The sequence below is a fragment of the Pseudomonas sp. AK-TSAG1-1 genome (assembly GCF_056821665.1).
The window spans coordinates 2,400,281-2,421,454 of record NZ_CM165965.1; the positions used below are offsets into that span (position 1 = coordinate 2,400,281).

The 21,174-nt window shown below is 61.1% G+C and carries 15 protein-coding genes; 10 read left to right on the forward strand and 5 right to left on the reverse strand.

Annotated elements, in window-relative coordinates; all coding sequences use genetic code 11:
* Nucleotides 1-75 precede the first annotated feature (75 nt).
* Nucleotides 76-1,005: a LysR family transcriptional regulator gene (locus tag AC1UK9_RS10845; protein ID WP_025108956.1), complete on the reverse strand. Its 930-nt coding sequence runs from the start codon at nucleotides 1,003-1,005 to the stop codon at nucleotides 76-78.
* Nucleotides 1,006-1,162: 157 nt separating this feature from the next.
* On the opposite strand from AC1UK9_RS10845, the gene AC1UK9_RS10850 reads away from it, so the two are divergent.
* Entirely contained in the window at nucleotides 1,163-2,392 is a 1,230-nt protein-coding gene (locus AC1UK9_RS10850) for an acyl-CoA dehydrogenase (protein ID WP_473015189.1), read from the forward strand.
* 131 nt (nucleotides 2,393-2,523) lie between these two features.
* Here AC1UK9_RS10850 and AC1UK9_RS10855 read toward each other — a convergent pair whose 3' ends face one another.
* Nucleotides 2,524-3,858: a substrate-binding domain-containing protein gene (locus tag AC1UK9_RS10855; RefSeq protein ID WP_482580027.1), complete on the reverse strand. Its 1,335-nt coding sequence runs from the start codon at nucleotides 3,856-3,858 to the stop codon at nucleotides 2,524-2,526.
* A gap of 190 nt (nucleotides 3,859-4,048) precedes the next feature.
* A complete protein-coding gene (gene xthA / locus AC1UK9_RS10860) occupies nucleotides 4,049-4,861 on the reverse strand; it encodes an exodeoxyribonuclease III (protein ID WP_007961102.1) in 813 nt (270 codons plus the stop codon).
* Nucleotides 4,862-5,163: 302 nt separating this feature from the next.
* Here xthA and AC1UK9_RS10865 point away from each other — a divergent pair, with 302 nt between their 5' ends.
* The 8 genes from AC1UK9_RS10865 (at nucleotide 5,164) to AC1UK9_RS10900 (ending at nucleotide 17,806) form a co-directional block, all read left to right on the forward strand.
* Entirely contained in the window at nucleotides 5,164-5,814 is a 651-nt protein-coding gene (locus AC1UK9_RS10865; protein WP_482580028.1) for a GNAT family N-acetyltransferase, read from the forward strand.
* A gap of 66 nt (nucleotides 5,815-5,880) precedes the next feature.
* Nucleotides 5,881-7,608, forward strand: coding sequence for an autotransporter assembly complex protein TamA (locus AC1UK9_RS10870; protein ID WP_025108959.1), 1,728 nt, complete (start codon nucleotides 5,881-5,883; stop codon nucleotides 7,606-7,608).
* The gene (locus AC1UK9_RS10875) at nucleotides 7,605-11,279 is read left to right on the forward strand and encodes a translocation/assembly module TamB domain-containing protein (protein ID WP_482580029.1); all 3,675 of its coding nucleotides are present in this window, start codon (nucleotides 7,605-7,607) and stop codon (nucleotides 11,277-11,279) included. Before AC1UK9_RS10870 ends, AC1UK9_RS10875 begins: the two co-directional genes overlap by 4 nt.
* A 118-nt stretch (nucleotides 11,280-11,397) precedes the next feature.
* Nucleotides 11,398-12,720: an HdeD family acid-resistance protein gene (locus AC1UK9_RS10880; RefSeq protein WP_482580030.1), complete on the forward strand. Its 1,323-nt coding sequence runs from the start codon at nucleotides 11,398-11,400 to the stop codon at nucleotides 12,718-12,720.
* Between the two features lie 255 nt (nucleotides 12,721-12,975).
* Nucleotides 12,976-13,458, forward strand: coding sequence for a MarR family winged helix-turn-helix transcriptional regulator (locus AC1UK9_RS10885; protein ID WP_025108962.1), 483 nt, complete (start codon nucleotides 12,976-12,978; stop codon nucleotides 13,456-13,458).
* Entirely contained in the window at nucleotides 13,448-14,917 is a 1,470-nt protein-coding gene (locus AC1UK9_RS10890; RefSeq protein WP_482580031.1) for an efflux transporter outer membrane subunit, read from the forward strand. The genes AC1UK9_RS10885 and AC1UK9_RS10890 overlap by 11 nt, the downstream gene beginning before the upstream one ends.
* A 14-nt stretch (nucleotides 14,918-14,931) precedes the next feature.
* Complete coding sequence (locus tag AC1UK9_RS10895; RefSeq protein WP_473015198.1) at nucleotides 14,932-16,134, forward strand: EmrA/EmrK family multidrug efflux transporter periplasmic adaptor subunit; 1,203 nt, start codon at nucleotides 14,932-14,934, stop codon at nucleotides 16,132-16,134.
* 142 nt (nucleotides 16,135-16,276) lie between these two features.
* Nucleotides 16,277-17,806, forward strand: coding sequence for a DHA2 family efflux MFS transporter permease subunit (locus tag AC1UK9_RS10900; RefSeq protein WP_473015199.1), 1,530 nt, complete (start codon nucleotides 16,277-16,279; stop codon nucleotides 17,804-17,806).
* Between the two features lie 125 nt (nucleotides 17,807-17,931).
* Here AC1UK9_RS10900 and lpxH read toward each other — a convergent pair whose 3' ends face one another.
* Both lpxH and AC1UK9_RS10910 read right to left on the reverse strand, forming a co-directional pair.
* Nucleotides 17,932-18,684 carry a UDP-2,3-diacylglucosamine diphosphatase gene (gene lpxH, locus AC1UK9_RS10905; protein ID WP_473015200.1) on the reverse strand — a complete coding sequence of 251 codons (753 nt, stop codon included), beginning with the start codon at nucleotides 18,682-18,684 and terminating at the stop codon, nucleotides 17,932-17,934.
* Nucleotides 18,681-19,187, reverse strand: a complete 507-nt coding sequence (locus tag AC1UK9_RS10910; protein WP_473015201.1) for a peptidylprolyl isomerase — start codon at nucleotides 19,185-19,187, stop codon at nucleotides 18,681-18,683. The genes lpxH and AC1UK9_RS10910 overlap by 4 nt, the downstream gene beginning before the upstream one ends.
* 268 nt (nucleotides 19,188-19,455) lie before the next feature.
* Here AC1UK9_RS10910 and AC1UK9_RS10915 point away from each other — a divergent pair, with 268 nt between their 5' ends.
* Nucleotides 19,456-21,156 (forward strand): glutamine--tRNA ligase/YqeY domain fusion protein, encoded by a 1,701-nt coding sequence (locus AC1UK9_RS10915; RefSeq protein ID WP_482580032.1) that lies wholly within the window; start codon nucleotides 19,456-19,458, stop codon nucleotides 21,154-21,156.
* The last annotated feature ends 18 nt before the right edge of the window (nucleotides 21,157-21,174 follow it).

Here is a 21,174-nt window from a genome sequence, read left to right on the forward strand (position 1 = left end):
CCGCTCCCACAAGGGCACCGTATTCCAATGTGGGAGCGAGCCTGCTCGCGAAGAACGATGACGCGGTAAAAAGCCCTACACCTTATCCAGCTTCTTCTCCTGCGCCGCCACCTGCTGGCACAACTCGATGATCTGCTCGCGCATCCAGCGGTTGGCCGGGTCCTGATCAGTGCTTTCATGCCAGTACAGGTGGGTCTCCACCGGCGGCACGTCGTTGACCGGCAGGTTGACGGCATGCAAGTCGTTACGCCGGGCAAAGCGTTCGGGCACGGTCATCACCATATCGGTCTGCTGCATCACCTGAGACGCCATCAGGTAATGCTGCGAGCGCAGGGCGATCTTGCGCTGAATGCCCATTTTACCCAGCGCCAGATCGACATAACCCAGACCGCTGCGGCGGCTGGAGATGTGAATGTGGGTCATTGACAGGTAATCGTCGAGGCTGAGTTTTTCCTTGCCCGCCAGCGGATGGCCCTTGCGCATTGCACAGACATAACGGTCTTCCATCAGCTTGACGTGGCGTACCTGCGGGTCGGTATTGAGCGGTGCATCCACGGCGAAATCCAGACGCCCGGCCGCCAGTTCCTTGGTGGTCTCGCGGCGTTTGGACAGGAAACTTTCGATGATCACTGTCGGTGCCAGACGGCGCAAACGCTGGAACAGCGGCGGCAGAATGACGGCCTCGGTGAGGTCGGTCATGCTGATGCGGTAAGTCTTCACCGCCTGGGCCGGGTTGAAGATCCGGCTCTCCTGCACCGACACCCGCAGCAATGACAGCGCATTGCGCACCGGACCGATGATGTTCTGCGCCATCGGCGTCGGCACCATGCCCTGGGCGGTACGTACGAACAGCGGATCGTTGAAGGTCTCGCGCAGCCGCGCCAACGCGTTGGACACCGCCGGCTGGGTGATGCCGACAATCTGCCCGGCGCGGGTCAGGTTGGCTTCGGTGTAGATCGCGTCGAAGACGATGAAAAGGTTGAGGTCGACCTTACTCAGATTCATAACGCGGCTTCTCTTGTTCTATGGGCTGACAATCAGCGAATCATATATCGGTGATGAATGTTTATACACGCCGAGAATAGGCTAGGTAAATTATCAGCGCTGTTCTAGCATCGATTGCATGATCTGAACAACCTCTGCCCATAGAAGGTAATTGCTCATGGATTTCGCTTATTCGCCCAAGGTGCAAGAACTGCGTGAGCGCGTGACCGCGTTCATGGACGCTTACGTTTACCCGGCCGAAGCCGTATTCGAACGCCAGGTTGCCGAGGGCGATCGCTGGCAGCCGACCGCGATCATGGAGGAGCTCAAGGCCAAGGCCAAAGCCGAAGGCCTGTGGAACCTGTTCTTGCCGGAATCGGAACTCGGCGCGGGCTTGACCAACCTGGAATATGCGCCGCTGGCGGAAATCATGGGCCGCTCGTTGCTCGGCCCAGAGCCATTCAACTGCTCGGCGCCGGACACCGGCAACATGGAAGTGCTGGTGCGCTACGCCAACGAAGAACAGAAACAGCGCTGGCTCGAACCGTTGCTGCGCGGCGAAATCCGCTCGGCGTTCGCCATGACTGAACCGGACGTGGCTTCGTCCGACGCCACCAACATGGCCGCCCGCGCCGTGCGTGATGGTGACGAGTGGGTGATCAACGGCAAGAAGTGGTGGACTTCAGGCGCCTGCGATCCACGCTGCAAGATCCTGATCTTCATGGGCCTGAGCAACCCGGATGCTCCGCGCCACGCGCAGCACTCGATGATCCTCGTGCCGGTCGACACCCCCGGGGTGAAAATCGTCCGTCCGCTGCCAGTGTTCGGTTACGACGATGCACCGCACGGTCACGCCGAAGTGCTGTTCGACAACGTGCGGGTGCCGTACGAAAACGTCCTGCTCGGTGAAGGCCGCGGTTTTGAAATCGCTCAGGGTCGCCTTGGCCCGGGGCGGATTCACCATTGCATGCGTTCGGTCGGCATGGCTGAGCGTGCGCTGGAATTGATGTGCAAACGCTCGGTCAGCCGCACCGCATTCGGCAAGCCGCTGGCGCGGCTGGGCGGCAACGTCGACAAGATCGCCGACTCGCGGATGGACATCGACATGGCCCGCCTGCTGACCCTGAAAGCGGCGTACATGATGGACACCGTGGGCAACAAAGTGGCGAAGAGCGAGATTGCGCAAATCAAGGTCGTCGCGCCGAATGTCGCGTTGCGCGTGATAGATCGGGCGATCCAGATGCATGGCGGGGCCGGGGTGTCGAACGATTTCCCGCTGGCCTACATGTATGCCATGCAGCGCACCCTGCGCCTGGCCGACGGCCCGGACGAAGTGCACCGCGCGGCGATCGGCAAGTTCGAGATCGGCAAGTATGTGCCGAAGGAACTGCTGCGCAGCGGTCATTAAGACCGCGTCGCCTGCTTCGCAAGCAGGCTCGCTCTCACATTCGACCGCATTCCTGTTGGAACAATGCGATCAAAAGTGGGAGCGGGCTTGCTCGCGAAGGGGCCGATGCAGCCAACACATCACCATCAGGCTCAGTACACCCAAACCTCAACCCGCCGATTCTTGATCCGCCCCTCATCCGCGCTGTTCGCCGCCACGGGCATCAACGCACCAAACCCGCGCACCTCGCGTAACACCACGCCGTTCTTCACCAACTCGCGCCGTACTGCCATCGCCCGCAGCTTCGACAGCAAGTCGGCCCGCGCCGGGTCGTCTTTCTCGTCACCAAAGCCCACCAGCGTCACCGCACGTTCGGTCTTGTCGTGGCGCTTTATATAGTCGAGCACCCGCGCCAGATCCTGTCGCGCCTTGTTATCGAGGCTCGCGCTGCCTTCTTCAAAACGGAAGTTCACTGTCAGACGCTGGGCATGTCGGCTGAGCGATTGATAACCCTCGGGCATCAGCGCATTCGGCGTGACGGTCATCGCGTGCACGGTCTGGCTGATAAAACCGTTGCCCGCGACAATCTTCTGACCCTGCGGACTTTGCGCAAACGCCACCAGCGCCGATGCCCAGGGATTTTTGCTGATTGGAGGCAGGTAAAAGAACAGGCGACGTGACAGTGGATAGTCTTCGGTGGCAATCAGGCTGTTGAGCGGCAACATCGATTGCGACGCACCGTCAGCGATTGCCACAGCTTTGGCCTGGCGCACATACGGCAGGCCGATGAAACCGATGCCTTGCGGATCACTGCTTACCGCATCGGACAATTGCTCACTGGACTCGAAGCGTTTCGCCGTGGCACTCAGATTTTTCCCACGACGACCCAGTACCAGTTCCTTGAACGTGTCGTAGGTGCCGGACTGATCATCGCGCGCATATAAATGAATCGCACCGCCGCGACCGCCAAGGTCTTCCCAGGTTTTCACCTCTCCGGCGAAGATCCGCGCCAGTTGCTCGGTGTCCAGCTGCTGCAGCGGGTTGTCGGGATGCAGGATGATCGCCAGGCCATCGATGGCGATGACCTGTTCGGCGGCGGGGCCTTTCAGATCGCCGAGTGCTTGCAGGCCGAGCAGTTCGCTGTCCTTGATCGGACGGGAGGATGCAGCGAGATCGGCACTGGCGGTTTTCAGTGCCGTGAAACCGGTGCTGGAACCGTGGGCGGCGACCTCAATCACGACCCGTTGACCTTGTGCGGTCTGGCCGACGATGTGTTGTTCATTGGCGGTGTCGGGGTTTTCGCGGTGAATCTTCAGCAGGCCCTGTTCCTGCAGGAAACCTTCGACCAGCGCGGGGCCGAGGTCGGCGCCAATGGTGTTGGAGCCCTGAATGCGCAGTGCCGGACCGTTTTCGGGGATGGGCAGGGCGGCGGCGGACACCGACAGCCATGCACTCAACACACAGACGAACAGAACACGCAGGGTCATGCCGGCACCGAATCAAGCCAAGGGGATTGCCGGGGAGATTAAGTCAGGCGCATGACCAAAACATGACAGCCAGGCCCTGCGGGAGCGGGTTTGCTCGCGAATGCGCAGTGTCAGTCGACAAATGTGTTTCTGATAAACCGCGTTCGCGAGCAAGCCCGCTCCCACAAGGAGATTTCAAGCGATTTGCAGGTCAGGCCAACTCAAGCCAGATCGGCGCATGATCCGACGGTTTTTCCATGCCGCGCAGTTCGTAGTCCACACCCGCATCCTTCACCCGAGGCAGCAAGCCATGGGAGGCGAGGATCACGTCGATGCGCAGGCCACGCTTGGGCTCATCCTCAAACCCGCGGCTGCGGTAGTCGAACCAGCTGAACATGTCGGTCACGTCTGGATTGAGGTGACGATAGCTATCCGTCAGGCCCCAGTTTTTCAGGCGGGCCATCCACTCGCGCTCTTCCGGCAGGAAGCTGCATTTGCCGGTTTTCAGCCAGCGCTTCATGTTGTCCGGGCCGATGCCGATGTCGCAGTCTTCCGGGGAGATGTTCACATCGCCCATCACCACCAGCGGCTGTTCGTTGTGGAACTGGCTTTCCAGCAGGGTTTGCAGGTCGCTGTAAAAGCGTTGCTTGGCCGGGAACTTGGTCGGGTGGTCGCGGCTTTCGCCCTGTGGGAAGTAGCCGTTCATGATGGTCACCGGCACGCCGTTGGCGTCGGCGAAGGTGCCCCAGATGAAGCGGCGCTGGGCGTCTTCTTCATCACTGGCGAAGCCCTTGTGAATGGCAATCGGCTCGTTGCGCGAGAGCAGGGCAACACCGTAATGGCCTTTCTGCCCGTGGAAATAAACGTGATAACCCAGCGCGCGCACTTCTTCCAGCGGGAACTGGTCGTCGTGGACCTTGGTTTCCTGCAGGCCGATCACGTCTGGCTGATGCTTTTCGATCAGCGCTGCCAGCTGATGCGGACGGGCGCGCAGTCCGTTGATGTTGAAGGAAACGATCTTCATGGTCGGCAGTCCTGGCAAAAGGGCGATGCTAGCTGACATGTGGGGTGGGGGCCAGTGTGGGGTGGGAGAAATCATTTTCATCTGTGGGATTTGCGTTGCCTGGACAGGCCTCTTCGCGAGCAAGCCCGCGCCCACAGGGGCATGCATTCCAAATGTGGGAGCGGGCTTGCTCGCGAAGGCGTCAGTCGAGTCGATGAAGATCCAGCCGTGGTCTATACCTGTGGGGAACCGCACCACCCGCAAAAGGTTCGTACCAACAAGAGCGCCGCCCTTTGCATGCGCCCCGGGGGAGAATCACTGTCATGCCTGAAACCCAGACTGCCATCGCCGACATTCATATGCTCGACCGCGGTTACTCGCGTGAAGCCCGATCGCTGCTGTATCAGGCCTATCGCCACGAGCCGACCTTCGGCTACCTGTTCGAGGCCGAGCGCCCGGGCTACGAGCAACGCGTGCGGGCGACGGTGCGCGAGCTGGTCAAACAGCATTTTCTGCAGGATCTGCCGGCCATCGGCCTGCTGGTCAACGATCGCCTGATCGGCATCGCCCTGATCGCTCCGCCGCAGCGTCGTCTGGGCATCACCGAGAGTTGGGCGTGGCGCCTGCGCATGGTGCTCAGCACCGGTTTTCGCTGCACCCGGCGTTATCTGGAATATCACGATGCGGTGACCGCGTGTGTGCCCAGCGACTCGGTGCACATGTTGCCGCTGCTGGGGATTCATCCGCAGTTTCAAGGCAAACACTTCGGCGAGCAGTTGCTGACAGCGGTGCACAATTGGTGCGCAGTCGACGAAACCTCCCAAGGCGTGGTGCTCGACACCGGCAACCCGCGTTACCTGGAATTCTATAAACGTCAGGGTTATGAGGAGATTGGCGAAGTTGCCGTCGGCCCGGTGCGCGAACACGTATTTTTCCACGCCAATCCGCAGGTGTTACAAACTGCAACAGCATGACAATCGAACTTCTTGGGAAATTTCCTGTTCTATCACGCTCCCAAGCCCGTGATAGCATCCGCGCCTATGAAGTTTCCAGGAAGATTTACCAGTGGCGTGCTCATGCTGTTAACCAGCTGCGCGGCGCTGGCGCAAAGTGAATTGGACGTGCGGATCAAACCGTCCAACGATGAACTGAAAGCCAACATAGAAGGCTATATCGGTAGCCTCGGCGATCGTGACGAAGAAGCCTTGCTGCGCTTCAGTCGCGGGGCCGAAGAACAGGCGCGCAAAGCAGCGCAGGCCCTGGGCTATTATCAGCCGCAGATCGACAGTGACGTGAAGGGCGGTGAAAAACCGCGCCTGGTGCTGAACATCGATCCCGGCGAACCGATTCGCCTGCGCAACGTCACCCTCCGGGTCGACGGGCCTGCTGCCTCCCTCAAATCCTTTCGTGTGCCGAGCAGCGACACGCTCAAGTCCGGTGCCGTCCTCAACCATGGGCGTTATGAAGACGCCAAACGCCTGATCCAGAACCAGGCGTCGCGCTTCGGTTTTTTCAGCGGCCATTTCACCAGCCAGAAACTGCTGGTCGACCCGCGCGCCGGGGTGGCCGATATTGAATTGATCTACGAAAGCGGCCCGCGTTATGCGCTGGGCAAAGTCAGTTTCGAGGGCGACACGCCGTTCGACGAAGACCTGTTGCAGCGCATGGTGCCGTTCAAGGCGGGCGACCCATACGACTCCGAACTGATCGCCGAACTCAACCGCGACCTGCAATCGAGCGGCTACTTCGAAGGCGTGCGGGTCGATGCCGCACCGACCGCAGCGAAGAACGACGTAATCCCGGTGGACGTCAAACTCGACACGCGCAAGCCGCGCACCATGGGCCTGGGCCTCGGTTATTCGACCGACGTCGGCCCACGGATCAAGGCCAACTGGACTCGCCACTGGGTCAACCCACAAGGTGACAGTTATGGCTGGGAGGCCGAACTGTCGGCGCCACGGCAAAACGTCGGACTGTTCTATGACATCCCGCTCGACCCGCCGCTGACCGACAAACTGCGTTGGGCCGGCGGTTATCAATATGAAGACATCGACGGTTCCGACACCCTGAGCAAGCTGCTGACCTTCGGCCCTGAATGGCACAGCAAGTTGCCCAGCGGCTGGCAGCGGGTCATCTCGCTGAAATGGCAGCGCGAGGAATATCAGCTCGGCGACGACTCGGGGCTCAGCACCTTGTTGATGCCCGGCATCAGCTATTCCTACCTGAAGAGCGACAACCGCATCGACCCGCACAACGGCTATCGCCTGACCTTTGAAAGCAAAGTGGCGAAGGAAGGCCTCGGTTCGGACAACAACCTGTTGTACGGCACCGCGTTGATCAAAGGCCTGACCACCGTATTCGACAACCACCGCTTCCTTGGTCGGGTGCAGGTCGGCGGCAGTGCCACCAACGGCTACAACTCGGTACCGCCATCGCTGCGCTTCTTCGCCGGTGGCGATCAGAGCGTGCGCGGTTACGACTACCAGAGCCTGTCTCCGGAGAACTCCAAGGGCGACCGCATCGGCGGACGCTACATGGTCGCCGGCAGCGTCGAGTATCAATATTCGATTGCCGAGAAATGGCGAGTCGCGACCTTCGTCGACCAAGGCAACTCCTTCAATAAACTCGAATTGCCGAACCTCAAGACCGGGGTCGGTATCGGTGTGCGCTGGGTCTCGCCGGTGGGGCCGATCCGCCTCGACCTGGCCCACGCGCTGGACGACGATGGCGGCATCCGGCTGCACTTTTCCATGGGGCCTGAGCTGTGAAGCGTGGTTTGAAAATGACTGCACTGGCGCTGTTGGCGCTGGTGTTGCTGGTGGTATTGAGTATCGCCACTGTACTCGGAACACAGGCTGGCAGCCGTTGGGTGCTGGGTCTGGTGCCGGGTTTGAGCGTAGAGAATTTCCAGGGCCGCCTCGGCGGGCAATGGAGCGCCGATCACCTGATATGGCAGCAGGACAGCAGCCGGGTCGAGCTGAACAAGCCGATCTTCGCCTGGTCGCCGCTGTGCCTGACCCGCATGACCCTGTGCATCGAACAGCTCAAGGCTGATCAGGTCATTCTGCAATTCCCGCCGAGCGCAGACACCGGCGACAGCGGCCCGATCAAACTGCCTGACCTGCAACTGCCGCTGGCGATCGAGCTGGGCGACGTGCAGGTCGGCAGTCTGCTGTTCAACGGCAGCGAGCAACTCAAAGGCCTGCAACTGGCGGCGCACTGGAGTGCCCAAGGCCTGCAGATCGACAGCGTGAAACTGCAGCGCGACGACCTCAGCCTGAACCTCTCCGGCCTGCTGCAGCCGACTGGCAACTGGCCGTTGAACATGGCCGGCGACCTGACCCTGCCATCGCCCGGTGTCGGCCCCTGGACGCTGGCGCTGAAGGTTGACGGCGATCTGCTGAAAACCCTCAACCTGCATGCCGACAGCCACGGTTACCTCGACGGTCAGTTGAGCGGTGAGCTGCAACCACTGACGAAAAACCTGCCGGCCAAGGTGCGCATCACCGCGGACGCGTTCAAACCCAGCGCCGACCTGCCGGATACCCTGCAACTCAATCAATTGGTATTGACCGCCGACGGCGACCTGAAAAACGGTTACCAGTTAAACGGCAATGCCACGCTGCCCGCCGATAAAGGCCCGGTGGCGTTGCTGCTCAAAGGCAAGGTAGATGCCAGCGGTGCGCAGATCGCCGGCCTCGACCTGACGGCCAGCGACAAGCAAAGCCTCAAGCTCACCGGCAGTGTCGATTGGAGCAAAGGCCTTGCCGCGCAAGCCAACATCAACTGGCAGGATTTCCCGTGGCATCGGCTCTATAACGAAATCGACGAGCCGCAAGTCGCGTTGCGCACCTTCACTGGCGAAGTCTCCTACACCGACGGCCAATACATCGGTAACTTCGCCGCCGCACTGGACGGCCCGGCGGGGGCGTTCAGCCTGAGCAGTCCGTTCAGCGGCAGCCTGAAACAGATCGCCTTGCCGCAACTGAAGATGGAAGCCGGGCAGGGCAAGGCCGAAGGTCATGTCAACGTGCAGTTCGCCGACGGCATCGCCTGGGACACCGCGCTCGAACTGTCGGCGCTGAACCCGGCGTACTGGGTCGCGGAGTTGCCGGGCACTTTAGCTGGACCGCTGAAAAGCACGGGCGAAATGAAGAACGAGCGCGTGAGCCTCACCGCCGACCTCGACCTGAAGGGCAAACTGCGCGGCCAACCGGCGATCCTTCAGGCCAAGGCTGACGGTGCCGGCGAGCAGTGGAACCTCAACGCCCTGCAAATCCGCCTGGGTGACAACAGCATCAGCGGCAAAGGCAGCCTGCAACAGAAACTCAGCGGCCAGATCGACATCAAGCTGGCGCGGCTGGCCCAACTTTGGCCGCAGCTGCGCGGGCAGGTTACCGGCCAGGTCAACGTCGCCGGGACGCTGAAGGCGCCGCAAGGCAAACTCGGTCTGCAAGGTTCGCAACTGGCGTTCCAGGACAATCGCCTGCAAAGCCTCAACCTCGACGCCAGCCTCGACAGTGTGCAACGGGCGAAGATCGATCTGAAAGGCAGCGGGATTCAGGCCGGCGATACCAACCTCGGCGTGTTGACCGCCAGCGCTCAGGGCGACATCAAGAGCCAGAAACTCAACCTCGATTTGCTTGGGCCGAAGCTGAAACTGGCCCTCGGCCTGGACGGCAATCTGGACAAGGGCAACTGGCGCGGACGTCTGGCCAGCGGTGACATTCAGGCCGGCGGCCAGGACTGGAAACTGCAGAATCCGGCCAAGCTCGAACGCCTGGCTGACGGCAAGATCAACTTCGGCGCGCATTGCTGGATGTCTGGCAATGCCAGCCTGTGCGGTGAAGACCAGCGGCTGATGCCCGAGCCGAAACTGCGTTACCACCTCAAGCAGTTCCCGATCGAAAGCCTCGCGCAATGGTTGCCGAAAGACTTCGCCTGGCAGGGCAAGCTCAACGCCGACCTGCAACTGGACCTGCCGGCCAGCGGCCCGAACGGCGTGGTCAGCATCGACGCCAGCGGCGGCACCTTGCGCATGAAGGAAAAGGATCAGTGGCTGGACTTTCCGTACCAGACCCTGAAACTCACCAGCAAACTCACACCGAAGCGCATCGACACGGACCTCAACTTCGTTGGCGGCAAACTCGGCGAATTGATGGTGCAGGCGCAGCTCAATCCGCTGCCGAAAAACAAACCGTTGAGCGGCTCGTTCCGTCTCAGCGGGCTGGACTTGTCGGTGGCGCGGCCGTTTGTGCCGATGGTCGAGAAACTTACCGGGCGCCTGAACGGCAGCGGGACGATTTCCGGTGGCCTGCTGGCACCGTTGGTCAACGGCACGGTGAAGCTCAGCGACGGGGAAGTGTCCGGCGCCGAGTTGCCGATGGAGTTGCAGGACCTGCAACTGCAAGCGGTGATTGCCGGTGAGTCGGTACGTCTGGACGGCGGCTGGAAAAGCGGCAAGACCGGCCAGGGCAGCCTCAACGGCAATGTCGCTTGGGGTCAGGCGCTGGTGGTCGATCTGGCGCTCAAGGGCACGCAGCTGCCAGTCACCGTTGAGCCGTACGCCAAGCTGGAAGTGGCGCCGGACCTGAAAATTTCCATGGCCGATGATGAGCTGAAGATTGCCGGCAAGGTGCAAGTGCCGAGAGGCGAAATCACCGTGCGTGAATTGCCGCCATCGACGGTGAAAGTCTCCGACGACACGATCATCGTCGGCGCGCAGACCGAAGAGGGCAAACCGCCGATCGCCATGAAAATGGACATCGACGTGGTAGTCGGCGAAGACAAACTGAGTTTTGCCGGGTTCGGCCTGACCGCCAACCTGCAAGGTCACGTGCACATCGGCGACAACATGGACACCCGTGGCGAGCTGTGGCTCAACGACGGCAAGTACCGCGCCTATGGCCAGCGCCTGAGCGTGCGCCGCGCGCGGCTGTTGTTTGCCGGCCCCATCGATCAGCCGTATCTGGACATCGAAGCGATTCGCCAGACCGACGACGTCATCGCCGGCATTCGCCTGAGCGGCAGCGCCGAGCAGCCGACCACGCAGATTTTCTCCGAGCCGGCCATGAGCCAGGAGCAGGCGTTGTCGTACCTGGTGCTCGGGCGTCCGCTGAGCACCAACGGCGAAGACAACAATATGCTCGCGCAAGCGGCGTTGGGTCTGGGCTTGATGGGCAGTTCCGGGGTCACCAGCGGTCTGGCCAAAGACCTCGGCATTCAGGATTTCCAGCTCGACACCCAGGGCAGTGGCAACACCACCAGCGTGGTCGCCAGTGGCAACATTTCCGAGAAGCTCAGTCTGCGTTATGGCGTCGGCGTGTTCGAACCGGCCAACACCATCGCGCTGCGTTACAAGCTGAGCAAGAAGGTTTATCTGGAAGCAGCGAGCGGCGTCGCCAGCTCGCTGGATATCTTCTACAAACGCGATTTTTAGGTCGCGCAATCAATAGCCGGATCGCACCGCCGCGATCCGGCTTTTCCAGAATGAATTAGACTCATCGCAGTTCAAGCGCTGCGCGGTTGGCGGCTGCCCGAAGAGAACAGGGGCGCATATGATCCGCTTGAGTATGGTTTTGCTCGGTAACGACTTTGTCCGCAAACGCTGGTCAACGCTGGCGCTGACCGGCATTGTCTGGGGCGCGGCCGGGGTGGCCATCTTCATCGATGCGCTGGACGGCGTGCTGTATTTCCCGCTGCATGTCTTTGGCTACCTGTTGTTGCTCGAAGCGCTGATCATTCTGCTGGTGCCGGCACCGCAAACCGGGACTGCGGCGGCGTTGCGCAAAGCGCGGGGGCTGGCGTTCCTGATACTCGGGCTGCTGATCGTCGACCGGCAACATGCCGCCAGCCTGATTCTGGCGGTGCTGTTTGGTGTGGCGTTTCTGCTTGATGGCGGTTTTCGGCTGGCGGCTGCGGTGGTGGTGCGCTTTGTCGGTTGGCGACTGTCGCTGCTGACCGGTTTGTTCGAAATCGGCTTTGGCCTGTTCATCCTCGAACCGTACCCGACGCTGTACAAGGGCACGGTGCCGTTTTGCATTGGCATGAGCATCTTTCTCTCGGGTTGTGCCTTGCTGCAGCAGGCGGTGCGCTTCAAAAAACAGCCGGCGATGACAAGCTCTTCTGCGGTCAGTGTGCCGGCACACGACACCGCGCTGGTGATCCATGTCTGGACACCCAGTGGCACCGTTGATGACGTCCTGGTGCGCAACCGGTTGCTCAACCGCTACATCGCGGCAGTCGACATCAACGGTGTGATTTCCGCCGGCCACGCGGCCCTCGAATGTGGCCCGGATATCTACATCAGCCATTACCCGCTGGACGACATCGACCGGTCGGCGGGGGACTTCGTGCGCTTGCTGCGGGCGACGCCGAACAACGATGTTGCCGGCCGGTTTCTGCCGGACTATGCCGGCGAGGTGGCTGACTGGTGCCCGTCTTCGGTGCAAGTCAGTTTTGCCCACTATGACGCGCGGCGGTTGCAGGCATTCTGGGCCGAGTATCGGCGCAACAGCACGTACAACCTCACCAGCCGCAATTGTTCGAGTGCCGTTGCCCATAGCCTTGAAGCGGCCCTTGAAGGGGCGATGAACCGGGGGCATTCGAGCATGCGTGATTTCGCCCGGGTCTTTCTCAGTCCAGAGTTCTGGGTGGCGGCTCAAGTGCGTAAACGCGCCGAGGTGATGGCCTGGACACCCGGGCTGGTGCTCGACTACGCACTGGCGCTGCACGCGGCCATCGAGCCCGCGCCGCCGGGTTGGCACAGCATGTACGCGGGGGCCAAGCGCGCCTGGGGTTATGCGGTGACGGCCATGCGCGGGCGCGAGGTGCATCCGCTGCAACCGTCAGCGCCTGCCAAATCTTCCGACGAGAACTGACCGGCGTTCCACCGAATTACGGCCTTCGCGAGCAGGCTCGCTCCCACATTGAATCTCTGGCGGACACACATTTGTGTGCGCTGTGGAACCCTGTGGGAGCGAGCCTGCTCGCGACGGCGCCCGCGTGCTCAGCGCAAAAACCAACTCCATTGGTCAACTAATTACAAAGCAACCTAACTATTACGTTGACATTCGCTGCCTAGGCAGTAACATCTCGACATACATTCACTGCCTAGGCAGTTATTAGGTGAGCACATGAAGCACTTCACCCCGGACGAATTCAAACATTGCCATCTCGGCCTGTTGCTTGGCCGTGCTGCGCTGCTCAAGGACCGGATCATCGACACCCACATGGAACCCCACGGCATCACCGCCGCGCAGTTCAAGGTGTTGATCATCATGGCCCAGTACGGCGTCGATACCCCGGCCGAGTTGTGCCGGCACCTGTCGCTGGACAGCGGTTCGATGACGCGCATGCTCGATCGTCTGGAGCAGAAAGGTTTCCTGGCTCGCCAACGCAGCGAAGGCGATCGCCGGCAGGTGCAGCTCAAGCTCACCGAGCAAGGCCAGCAACTGGCCGATCGCCTGCCGCACATCGGCGCCGACGCAATGAATGAACTGGCCGGTGCCGTCACTACGGACGAGTTGAAAACCCTGGAATACATCCTCAAGAAAATCCTGCTGGCAGCCGGTGACCCGATCACTATCCAGCGGTTAGGTGAACACAATGAGCGGTAAAACCTTGCGCAGCAGCCTGACCCTGGTGCTGTCGGCGATGATCCTCGCCGGCTGTGCCAACTACAGCGGCCTCGACACTCAAGGCAAAAACCTTGATGCGAAAAACCTCAACGTCAGCCAGACCCTCAACGGTGTCAGCTTGTCGCCGGCCGCGTGGCCGAAGAGCGACTGGTGGACCAGCCTCGGCGACCCGCAACTCGACGGCCTGATTCGCGAAGCGTTGCACGACAGCCCGGACATGCAGATCGCCCAAGCCCGTGCGCATCAGGCCAGCGCCGCGGCGTATGCCGCCGATGCCGAACGCTATCCGACCCTCGACGCCAGCGCCGGCATCAGCCGTTCGCGTCTGGCCAAGGATCAGGACCCGCGAGGGCAGGGCGATGCCTACGCCACCGTGCGTAACGTCAGCGCCGGCTTCAATTACAACTTCGACCTGTGGGGCGGCCAGCGGGATGCGTGGGAAGCCGCACTCGGTCAGGCCCGCGCCGCCGAAGTCGACCGTCAGGCCGCGCAACTGACCCTCGCCGCCGATGTGGCCCGGGCCTACAGCGATCTGGGGCAGGCACACATCGTCTACGACCTGTCCAACGACGATCTGAAACGCACCCAACAGATGCTCGACCTGAGCCAGCGTCGCTTGAGTGCCGGGATCGACAGCCAGTATCAGTTCCAGCAGACCCAAAGCCTTGAGGCCAGCTCCGAAGCCAGTCTGATCGATGCGCAAAAACGCTTGAACAGCGCCAAGATCGCCCTGGCCGTGTTGCTCGGCAAAGGCCCGGATCGTGGCAACGAAATCGCCCGGCCGAAAGTTCTGCAAGCCAGCGCCGTGGCCGTGCCGTCGGTACTGCCGGCAGAGCTGCTCGGTCGTCGCCCGGATCTGGTCGCCGCGCGCTGGCGCGTGGAGGCGGCGAGCAAAGACATCGACTCGGCGAAGACCCGCTTCTACCCCAATCTGAACCTTACGGCGTCCGCCGGTGCCGAATCCTTGTTGGGTGACGCAATGTTCGGTTCGGCCAGTCGTTTCTTCAGCATCGCCCCGACCATTTCGCTGCCGATCTTCGACGGTGGGCGCCTGCGCGCCAACCTCGATGCACGCGACGCCGATTACGATCTGGCGGTGGCGCAGTACAACAAAAGCCTGGTGAAAGCACTGGGCGATGTCAGCGACACGATCAACCAGCTGCGTGATATCGGCCGGCAGATCGGCGCGCAACAACACGCCACCGACATTGCTCAGGATTCTTACAACACCGTCGTCCAGCGTTACGGTTCCGGCATCGGCAACTACCTGGACGTGCTCAGCATCGAGCAGCAATTGCTGCAGGCCCAGCGTCAGTTGGCCAACCTCAATGCCGAGCAGATCGACCTGTCGATTCAACTGATGCAAGCGCTGGGGGGCGGCTTCCAGGGTGAAGCCCTGACCGCCGCCAACACCACCCCAGCCACGTCGCACAACTAATTCAGGTATTTGTCATGGCCACTGCCGAAAACACTCAAACTCAAGACAACACCCCGGACACCGGCAATCCGCGCAAGCGCAAAGTGATGCTGCTGGTGCTGGCCGTGGTGGTCCTGCTCGCCGGTGCCGGCGTCTGGGCGTATCACGAATTCATCGGGCGCTTTAACGAAAGCACCGACGACGCCTACGTCAACGGCAACGTGGTGGAAATCACCCCGTTGGTCACCGGCACTGTGGTCAGCATTGGCGCTGACGATGGTGATCTGGTTCACGAAGGCCAGGTATTGATCAACTTCGACCCCAACGACGCTGAAGTCGGCCTGCAAAGTGCCCAGGCGAAACTGGCGCGCACCGTGCGTCAGGTGCGCGGCCTGTACAGCAACGTTGATGGCATGAAAGCCCAGGTCAACGCGCAACAGGCTGAAGTGCAGAAAGCCCAGGACAACTTCAACCGCCGGAAAAACCTCGCCGCTGGCGGGGCAATTTCCCAGGAAGAACTGTCCCACGCCCGCGACGACCTGACCTCGGCGCAAAACGCCTTGGCCAACGCTAAACAGCAACTGAAAACCACCAGCGCGCTGGTCGATGACACGGTGGTTTCCTCGCACCCGGACGTGATGTCGGCGGCTGCCGATCTGCGTCAGGCTTACTTGAACAATGCGCGCAGCACCCTGATCGCGCCGGTCACCGGTTACGTCGCCAAGCGCACCGTGCAACTGGGCCAGCGCGTTCAGCCGGGCACCGCGCTGATGGCGGTGATTCCGCTGGATCAGTTGTGGATCGACGCCAACTTCAAGGAAACCCAACTGCGCGACATGCGCATCGGCCAGCCGGTGGACATCGAGTCCGACATCTATGGCAGCAGCGTGAAGTACAGCGGCACCGTCGACAGCCTCGGCGCCGGTACCGGCAGTGCGTTTGCCCTGCTGCCGGCGCAGAACGCCACCGGTAACTGGATCAAGATCGTGCAGCGCGTGCCGGTGCGGATTCACATCAACGCCGAAGAGCTGGCGAAACACCCACTGCGGGTCGGTCTGTCGACCAACGTTGAAGTGAACCTGCACGACCAGAGCGGTCCGGTGCTGGCGCAGCAGCCGCCGCAAAAGGCCTCGTTCAGCACCAACGTCTACGACCAGCAACTGGCCGAAGCCGACGCGATGATCGCCCAGCTGATTCACGACAACAGCGCTGCGGTCAGCAAAACCGCGCAACGCTGATATCGACTCCGGCCCAATGGGAGCGGGCTTGCTCGCGAATGCTGACTGACATTCAACATGGATGTTGACTGACGCACTGCTTTCGCGAGCAAGCCCGCTCCCACATAGGGCGCAGCGCCAACCCGGTTTCATAGGATTCACAATGAGCAATAACGCCTCTTTCACGCCGCCCAGCCTGTTGCTCAGCACCATCGGCCTGTCGCTGGCGACGTTCATGCAAGTGCTCGACACCACCATTGCCAACGTGGCCCTGCCGACGATTTCCGGCAACCTGGGGGTGAGTTCGGAGCAGGGCACCTGGGTGATCACCTCGTTCGCCGTGAGTAACGCCATTGCGCTGCCGCTGACCGGTTGGCTCAGTCGGCGTTTCGGCGAAGTGAAGCTGTTTCTGTGGGCCACCATTCTGTTTGTGCTGGCCTCGTTCCTCTGCGGTATTTCCACGTCGATGCCGGAACTGATCGGCTTCCGCGTACTGCAAGGCCTGGTGGCCGGGCCGCTGTACCCGATGACGCAAACCCTGTTGATCGCCGTGTATCCACCGGCGAGGCGCGGGATGGCGTTGGCGCTGTTGGCGATGGTCACGGTGGTGGCGCCGATTGCAGGTCCCATTCTCGGTGGCTGGATTACTGACAGCTACAGCTGGCCGTGGATCTTCTTCATCAACGTGCCGATCGGCATCTTTGCGGTGATGGTGGTGCGCTCGCAACTGGCCAAGCGCCCAGTGGAAACCAGTCGCCAGCCGATGGATTACGTTGGCCTGATCTCGCTGATCATTGGTGTGGGTGCGTTGCAGATCATCCTCGACAAGGGCAATGACCTAGACTGGTTCGAATCGAACTTCATCATCATCGGTGCGGCGATTTCGGTGATTGCGCTGGCGGTGTTCATCATCTGGGAAATGACTGACAAACATCCGGTGGTCAACCTGCGATTGTTCGCTCACCGCAACTTCCGCATCGGCACGCTGGTGCTGGTGTTGGGTTACGCCGGGTTCTTCGGCATCAACCTGATCCTGCCGCAGTGGTTGCAAACCCAGATGGGCTACACCGCGACCTGGGCCGGTCTCGCCGTGGCGCCAATCGGTATCCTGCCGGTATTGCTGTCGCCGTTTGTCGGCAAGTACGCGCACAAGTTCGACCTGCGTCTGCTGGCCGGGCTGGCGTTCCTGGCGATTGGCCTGAGCTGCTTCATGCGGGCCGAGTTCACCAACGAGGTGGACTTCCAGCACATCGCCCTGGTGCAACTGTTCATGGGGATTGGCGTGGCGCTGTTCTTCATGCCGACCCTGAGCATCCTGATGTCGGACCTGCCGCCGAGCCAGATTGCTGACGGCGCCGGGCTGGCGACTTTTCTGCGGACCTTGGGCGGTAGCTTTGCGGCGTCGCTGACCACGTGGATCTGGATTCGCCGCGCCGATCAGCACCATGCGTACATGAGCGAAAGCATCAGCACCTTCGAGCCGGCGACCCGCGAGACCTTGAATCATTTAGGCGGGGCGAGCCAATCGGCTTACGCGCAGATGGACCAGATCCTTACCAGCCAGGCGTACATGCTCTCCACCGTGGATTACTTCACGTTGTTGGGTTGGGGGTTCATGGGGCTGATTCTGATTGTGTGGCTGGCGAAACCGCCGTTTGCTGCAAAAGCAGGCCCGGCTGCTTCCGGGCACTGACCTGCAACACGATCAAATGTGGGAGCGAGCCTGCTCGCGAATGCAGTGTGTCATTCAGCACTGAAGTGCCTGACACAACGCTTTCGCGAGCAGGCTCGCTCCCACATTTGTTTTGTGCCAGGGTTTTAGATTGACGGGGCGGGCAGGGCTGGAGGCGGGGCGAAATCGAACGGCGCCAGGGCAAACCCGTTCTCATCCACCTGCAACGCCCAGCCCTGACGATCCCAATCCCCCAGTACAATCCGCTTCGCCGCCTGCTCGCCGAGCTGCAGCTTGTGGATCGCCGGGCGGTGGGTGTGGCCGTGAATCAGGGTTTTCACCCGGTATTGCTGCATGAGCCGCGGAATCTCTTCCGGGGTGACGTCAACAATGTCATTGGCCTTCATCCGCGTCTGCGCCTTACTCTCGCTGCGCAGTTTGCGCGCCAGTTTGTGGCGGGTGCTCAGGGGCAAATGGCGCAGGATGAACAGGGTGATCGGGTTGCGCAGGTAGCGACGCAGCTTCATGTAGCCGACGTCGCGCGTGCACAGGCTGTCGCCGTGCATCAGCAATACCGGTTCGCCGTAAAACTGCACGACACTCGGGTCTTTCAACAGCGTACAGCCGGCCGCTTTGCAGAAGGCCTTGCCGAGCAGGAAGTCGCGATTGCCGTGCATCACAAAGATGGCCGTGCCGCTGTCGCTCAATTCGCGCAGGGCCTGGCAGATGGAACGCTGGAAGGGCGTCATGGCATCATCGCCAATCCACGCTTCGAAAAAGTCGCCCAGAATGTACAACGCACTCGCCGAGCGGGCGCGTCCGGCGAGCAAATCCAGAAACGCCCGGGTAATGTCCGGGCGCTCCTCTTCCAGATGCAAGTCTGAAATCAGCAATATCACGCTTCGATGATCTCGGCTTTCTCGATGATCACGTCGTCTTTCGGTACGTCCTGGTGGCCAGCCTTGGAAGTGGTCGCAACGCCTTCGATCTTGTCGACAACGTCGGTGCCTGCAACGACTTTACCGAACACGGCGTAGCCCCAACCCTGAGCGGTCTTGGCGGTGTGGTTGAGGAAGCTGTTGTTGGTGGCGTTGATGAAGAACTGCGCCGAGGCCGAATGCGGCTCCATGGTGCGGGCCATGGCCAGGGTGTACTTCTCGTTCTTCAGGCCGTTGTCCGCTTCGTTCTGGATGCTCGGGCGCTTGTCTTTCTTTTCCTGCATGCCAGGCTCGAAACCGCCGCCTTGGATCATGAAACCCTTGATCACGCGGTGGAATACCACGTTTTCGTAGTGACCGTTTTTAACGTATTCGAGGAAGTTGGCAGCGGTGATCGGCGCTTTTTCCGCGTCCAGTTCGATGACGATGTCGCCGTAGTTGGTGGTCAGTTTGACTTGAGTCATGATCGGTGCTCTTTTTCAATGAAGCATTTTATAAAGAATTCGTGGTTCTGGGACATTCAGCCCCACAACCGGTTCAGCCTGCTTCGGCCAAGGTGCGCAGTTTAGCGTGACAGGCGCGAATTTCGAGGCTGTTTTTCAAATCCCGGCGATTAAATGCGCTCCTTTATAAGCCGCGCTCTGTCAGCCCCTTGACAGCATCGGCTATGATAGCGGCTTTGTTTTGTCTGGCCCCCTTTTGCGGCCGCGCACATGTAAGTCAAGGATCCTAATGAGCAAGCCCACTGTCGACCCTACCTCGAATGCCAAGTCCGGCCCTGCCGTGCCGGTCAATTTCCTGCGGCCGATCATCCAGGCAGACCTGGACTCGGGCAAGCACACCCAGATCGTTACCCGTTTCCCGCCTGAGCCCAACGGCTACCTGCACATCGGCCACGCCAAGTCGATCTGCGTGAACTTCGGCCTGGCCCAGGAGTTCGGCGGCGTCACGCACCTGCGCTTCGACGACACCAACCCGGCCAAGGAAGACCAGGAATACATCGACGCGATCGAAAGCGACGTCAAATGGCTGGGCTTCGAGTGGTCCGGCGAAGTGCGCTACGCCTCGCAGTATTTCGACCAGTTGCACGACTGGGCCGTCGAGCTGATCAAGGCAGGCAAGGCCTACGTCGACGACCTGACCCCTGAGCAGGCCAAGGAATACCGTGGCAGCCTGACCGAGCCGGGCAAGAACAGCCCGTTCCGCGACCGTTCGGTTGAAGAGAACCTCGACTGGTTCGCCCGCATGCGCGCCGGTGAGTTCCCGGACGGCGCCCGCGTGCTGCGCGCGAAGATCGACATGGCCTCGCCGAACATGAACCTGCGCGACCCGATCATGTACCGCATCCGTCACGCGCATCACCATCAGACCGGTGACAAGTGGTGCATCTATCCGAACTACGACTTCACCCACGGTCAGTCGGACGCCATCGAAGGCATCACCCACTCGATCTGCACCCTGGAATTCGAAAGCCATCGTCCGCTGTACGAGTGGTTCCTCGACGCACTGCCAGTGCCGGCGCACCCGCGTCAGTACGAGTTCAGCCGCCTGAACCTGAACTACACCATCACCAGCAAGCGCAAGCTCAAACAACTGGTCGATGAAAAGCACGTCCATGGCTGGGACGACCCGCGCATGTCGACGCTGTCGGGATTCCGCCGCCGTGGCTACACCCCGGCGTCGATCCGCAACTTCTGCGACATGATCGGCACCAACCGCTCCGACGGTGTGGTCGACTTCGGCATGCTCGAATTCAGCATCCGTCAGGACCTGGACGCGAACGCCCCGCGCGCCATGTGCGTGTTGCGCCCGTTGAAGGTCGTGATTACCAACTACCCGGAAGATCAGGTCGAGAACCTCGAACTGCCGCGTCATCCGCAGAAAGAAGAACTCGGCGTGCGCAAGCTGCCGTTCGCCCGTGAAATCTACATCGACCGCGATGACTTCATGGAAGAGCCGCCAAAGGGCTACAAGCGCCTGGAGCCGAACGGCGAAGTGCGTCTGCGCGGCAGCTACGTGATCCGTGCCGACGAAGCGATCAAGGATGCCGACGGCAACGTCGTCGAACTGCGTTGCTCGTACGATCCGGACACATTGGGCAAGAACCCTGAAGGCCGCAAGGTCAAGGGCGTGATCCACTGGGTGCCGGCCGCTGCCAGCATCGAGTGCGAAGTGCGTCTGTACGATCGCCTGTTCCGTTCGGCCAACCCTGAGAAGGCCGAAGACAGCGCGAGTTTCCTGGACAACATCAACCCTGACTCGCTGCAAGTGCTGACCGGTTGTCGTGCTGAGCCATCGCTCGGCAATGCACAGCCGGAAGACCGTTTCCAGTTCGAGCGCGAAGGCTACTTCGTCGCGGATATCAAGGACTCGAAACCAGGTCAGCCGGTATTCAACCGTACCGTGACCCTGCGTGATTCGTGGGGCCAGTGATCAAGTCTTAAGGAACCA

What these genes read in the sequence shown, in the direction of transcription:
- AC1UK9_RS10845 (WP_025108956.1), bottom strand. Translation starts at nt 1,005, where the DNA reads ATGAATCTGAGTAAGGTCGACCTCAACCTTTTCATCGTCTTCGACGCG.
- AC1UK9_RS10850 (WP_473015189.1), top strand. Translation starts at nt 1,163, where the DNA reads ATGGATTTCGCTTATTCGCCCAAGGTGCAAGAACTGCGTGAGCGCGTG.
- AC1UK9_RS10855 (WP_482580027.1), bottom strand. Translation starts at nt 3,858, where the DNA reads ATGACCCTGCGTGTTCTGTTCGTCTGTGTGTTGAGTGCATGGCTGTCG.
- xthA (WP_007961102.1), bottom strand. Translation starts at nt 4,861, where the DNA reads ATGAAGATCGTTTCCTTCAACATCAACGGACTGCGCGCCCGTCCGCAT.
- AC1UK9_RS10865 (WP_482580028.1), top strand. Translation starts at nt 5,164, where the DNA reads ATGCCTGAAACCCAGACTGCCATCGCCGACATTCATATGCTCGACCGC.
- AC1UK9_RS10870 (WP_025108959.1), top strand. Translation starts at nt 5,881, where the DNA reads ATGAAGTTTCCAGGAAGATTTACCAGTGGCGTGCTCATGCTGTTAACC.
- AC1UK9_RS10880 (WP_482580030.1), top strand. Translation starts at nt 11,398, where the DNA reads ATGATCCGCTTGAGTATGGTTTTGCTCGGTAACGACTTTGTCCGCAAA.
- AC1UK9_RS10885 (WP_025108962.1), top strand. Translation starts at nt 12,976, where the DNA reads ATGAAGCACTTCACCCCGGACGAATTCAAACATTGCCATCTCGGCCTG.
- AC1UK9_RS10890 (WP_482580031.1), top strand. Translation starts at nt 13,448, where the DNA reads ATGAGCGGTAAAACCTTGCGCAGCAGCCTGACCCTGGTGCTGTCGGCG.
- AC1UK9_RS10895 (WP_473015198.1), top strand. Translation starts at nt 14,932, where the DNA reads ATGGCCACTGCCGAAAACACTCAAACTCAAGACAACACCCCGGACACC.
- AC1UK9_RS10900 (WP_473015199.1), top strand. Translation starts at nt 16,277, where the DNA reads ATGAGCAATAACGCCTCTTTCACGCCGCCCAGCCTGTTGCTCAGCACC.
- AC1UK9_RS10910 (WP_473015201.1), bottom strand. Translation starts at nt 19,187, where the DNA reads ATGACTCAAGTCAAACTGACCACCAACTACGGCGACATCGTCATCGAA.
- AC1UK9_RS10915 (WP_482580032.1), top strand. Translation starts at nt 19,456, where the DNA reads ATGAGCAAGCCCACTGTCGACCCTACCTCGAATGCCAAGTCCGGCCCT.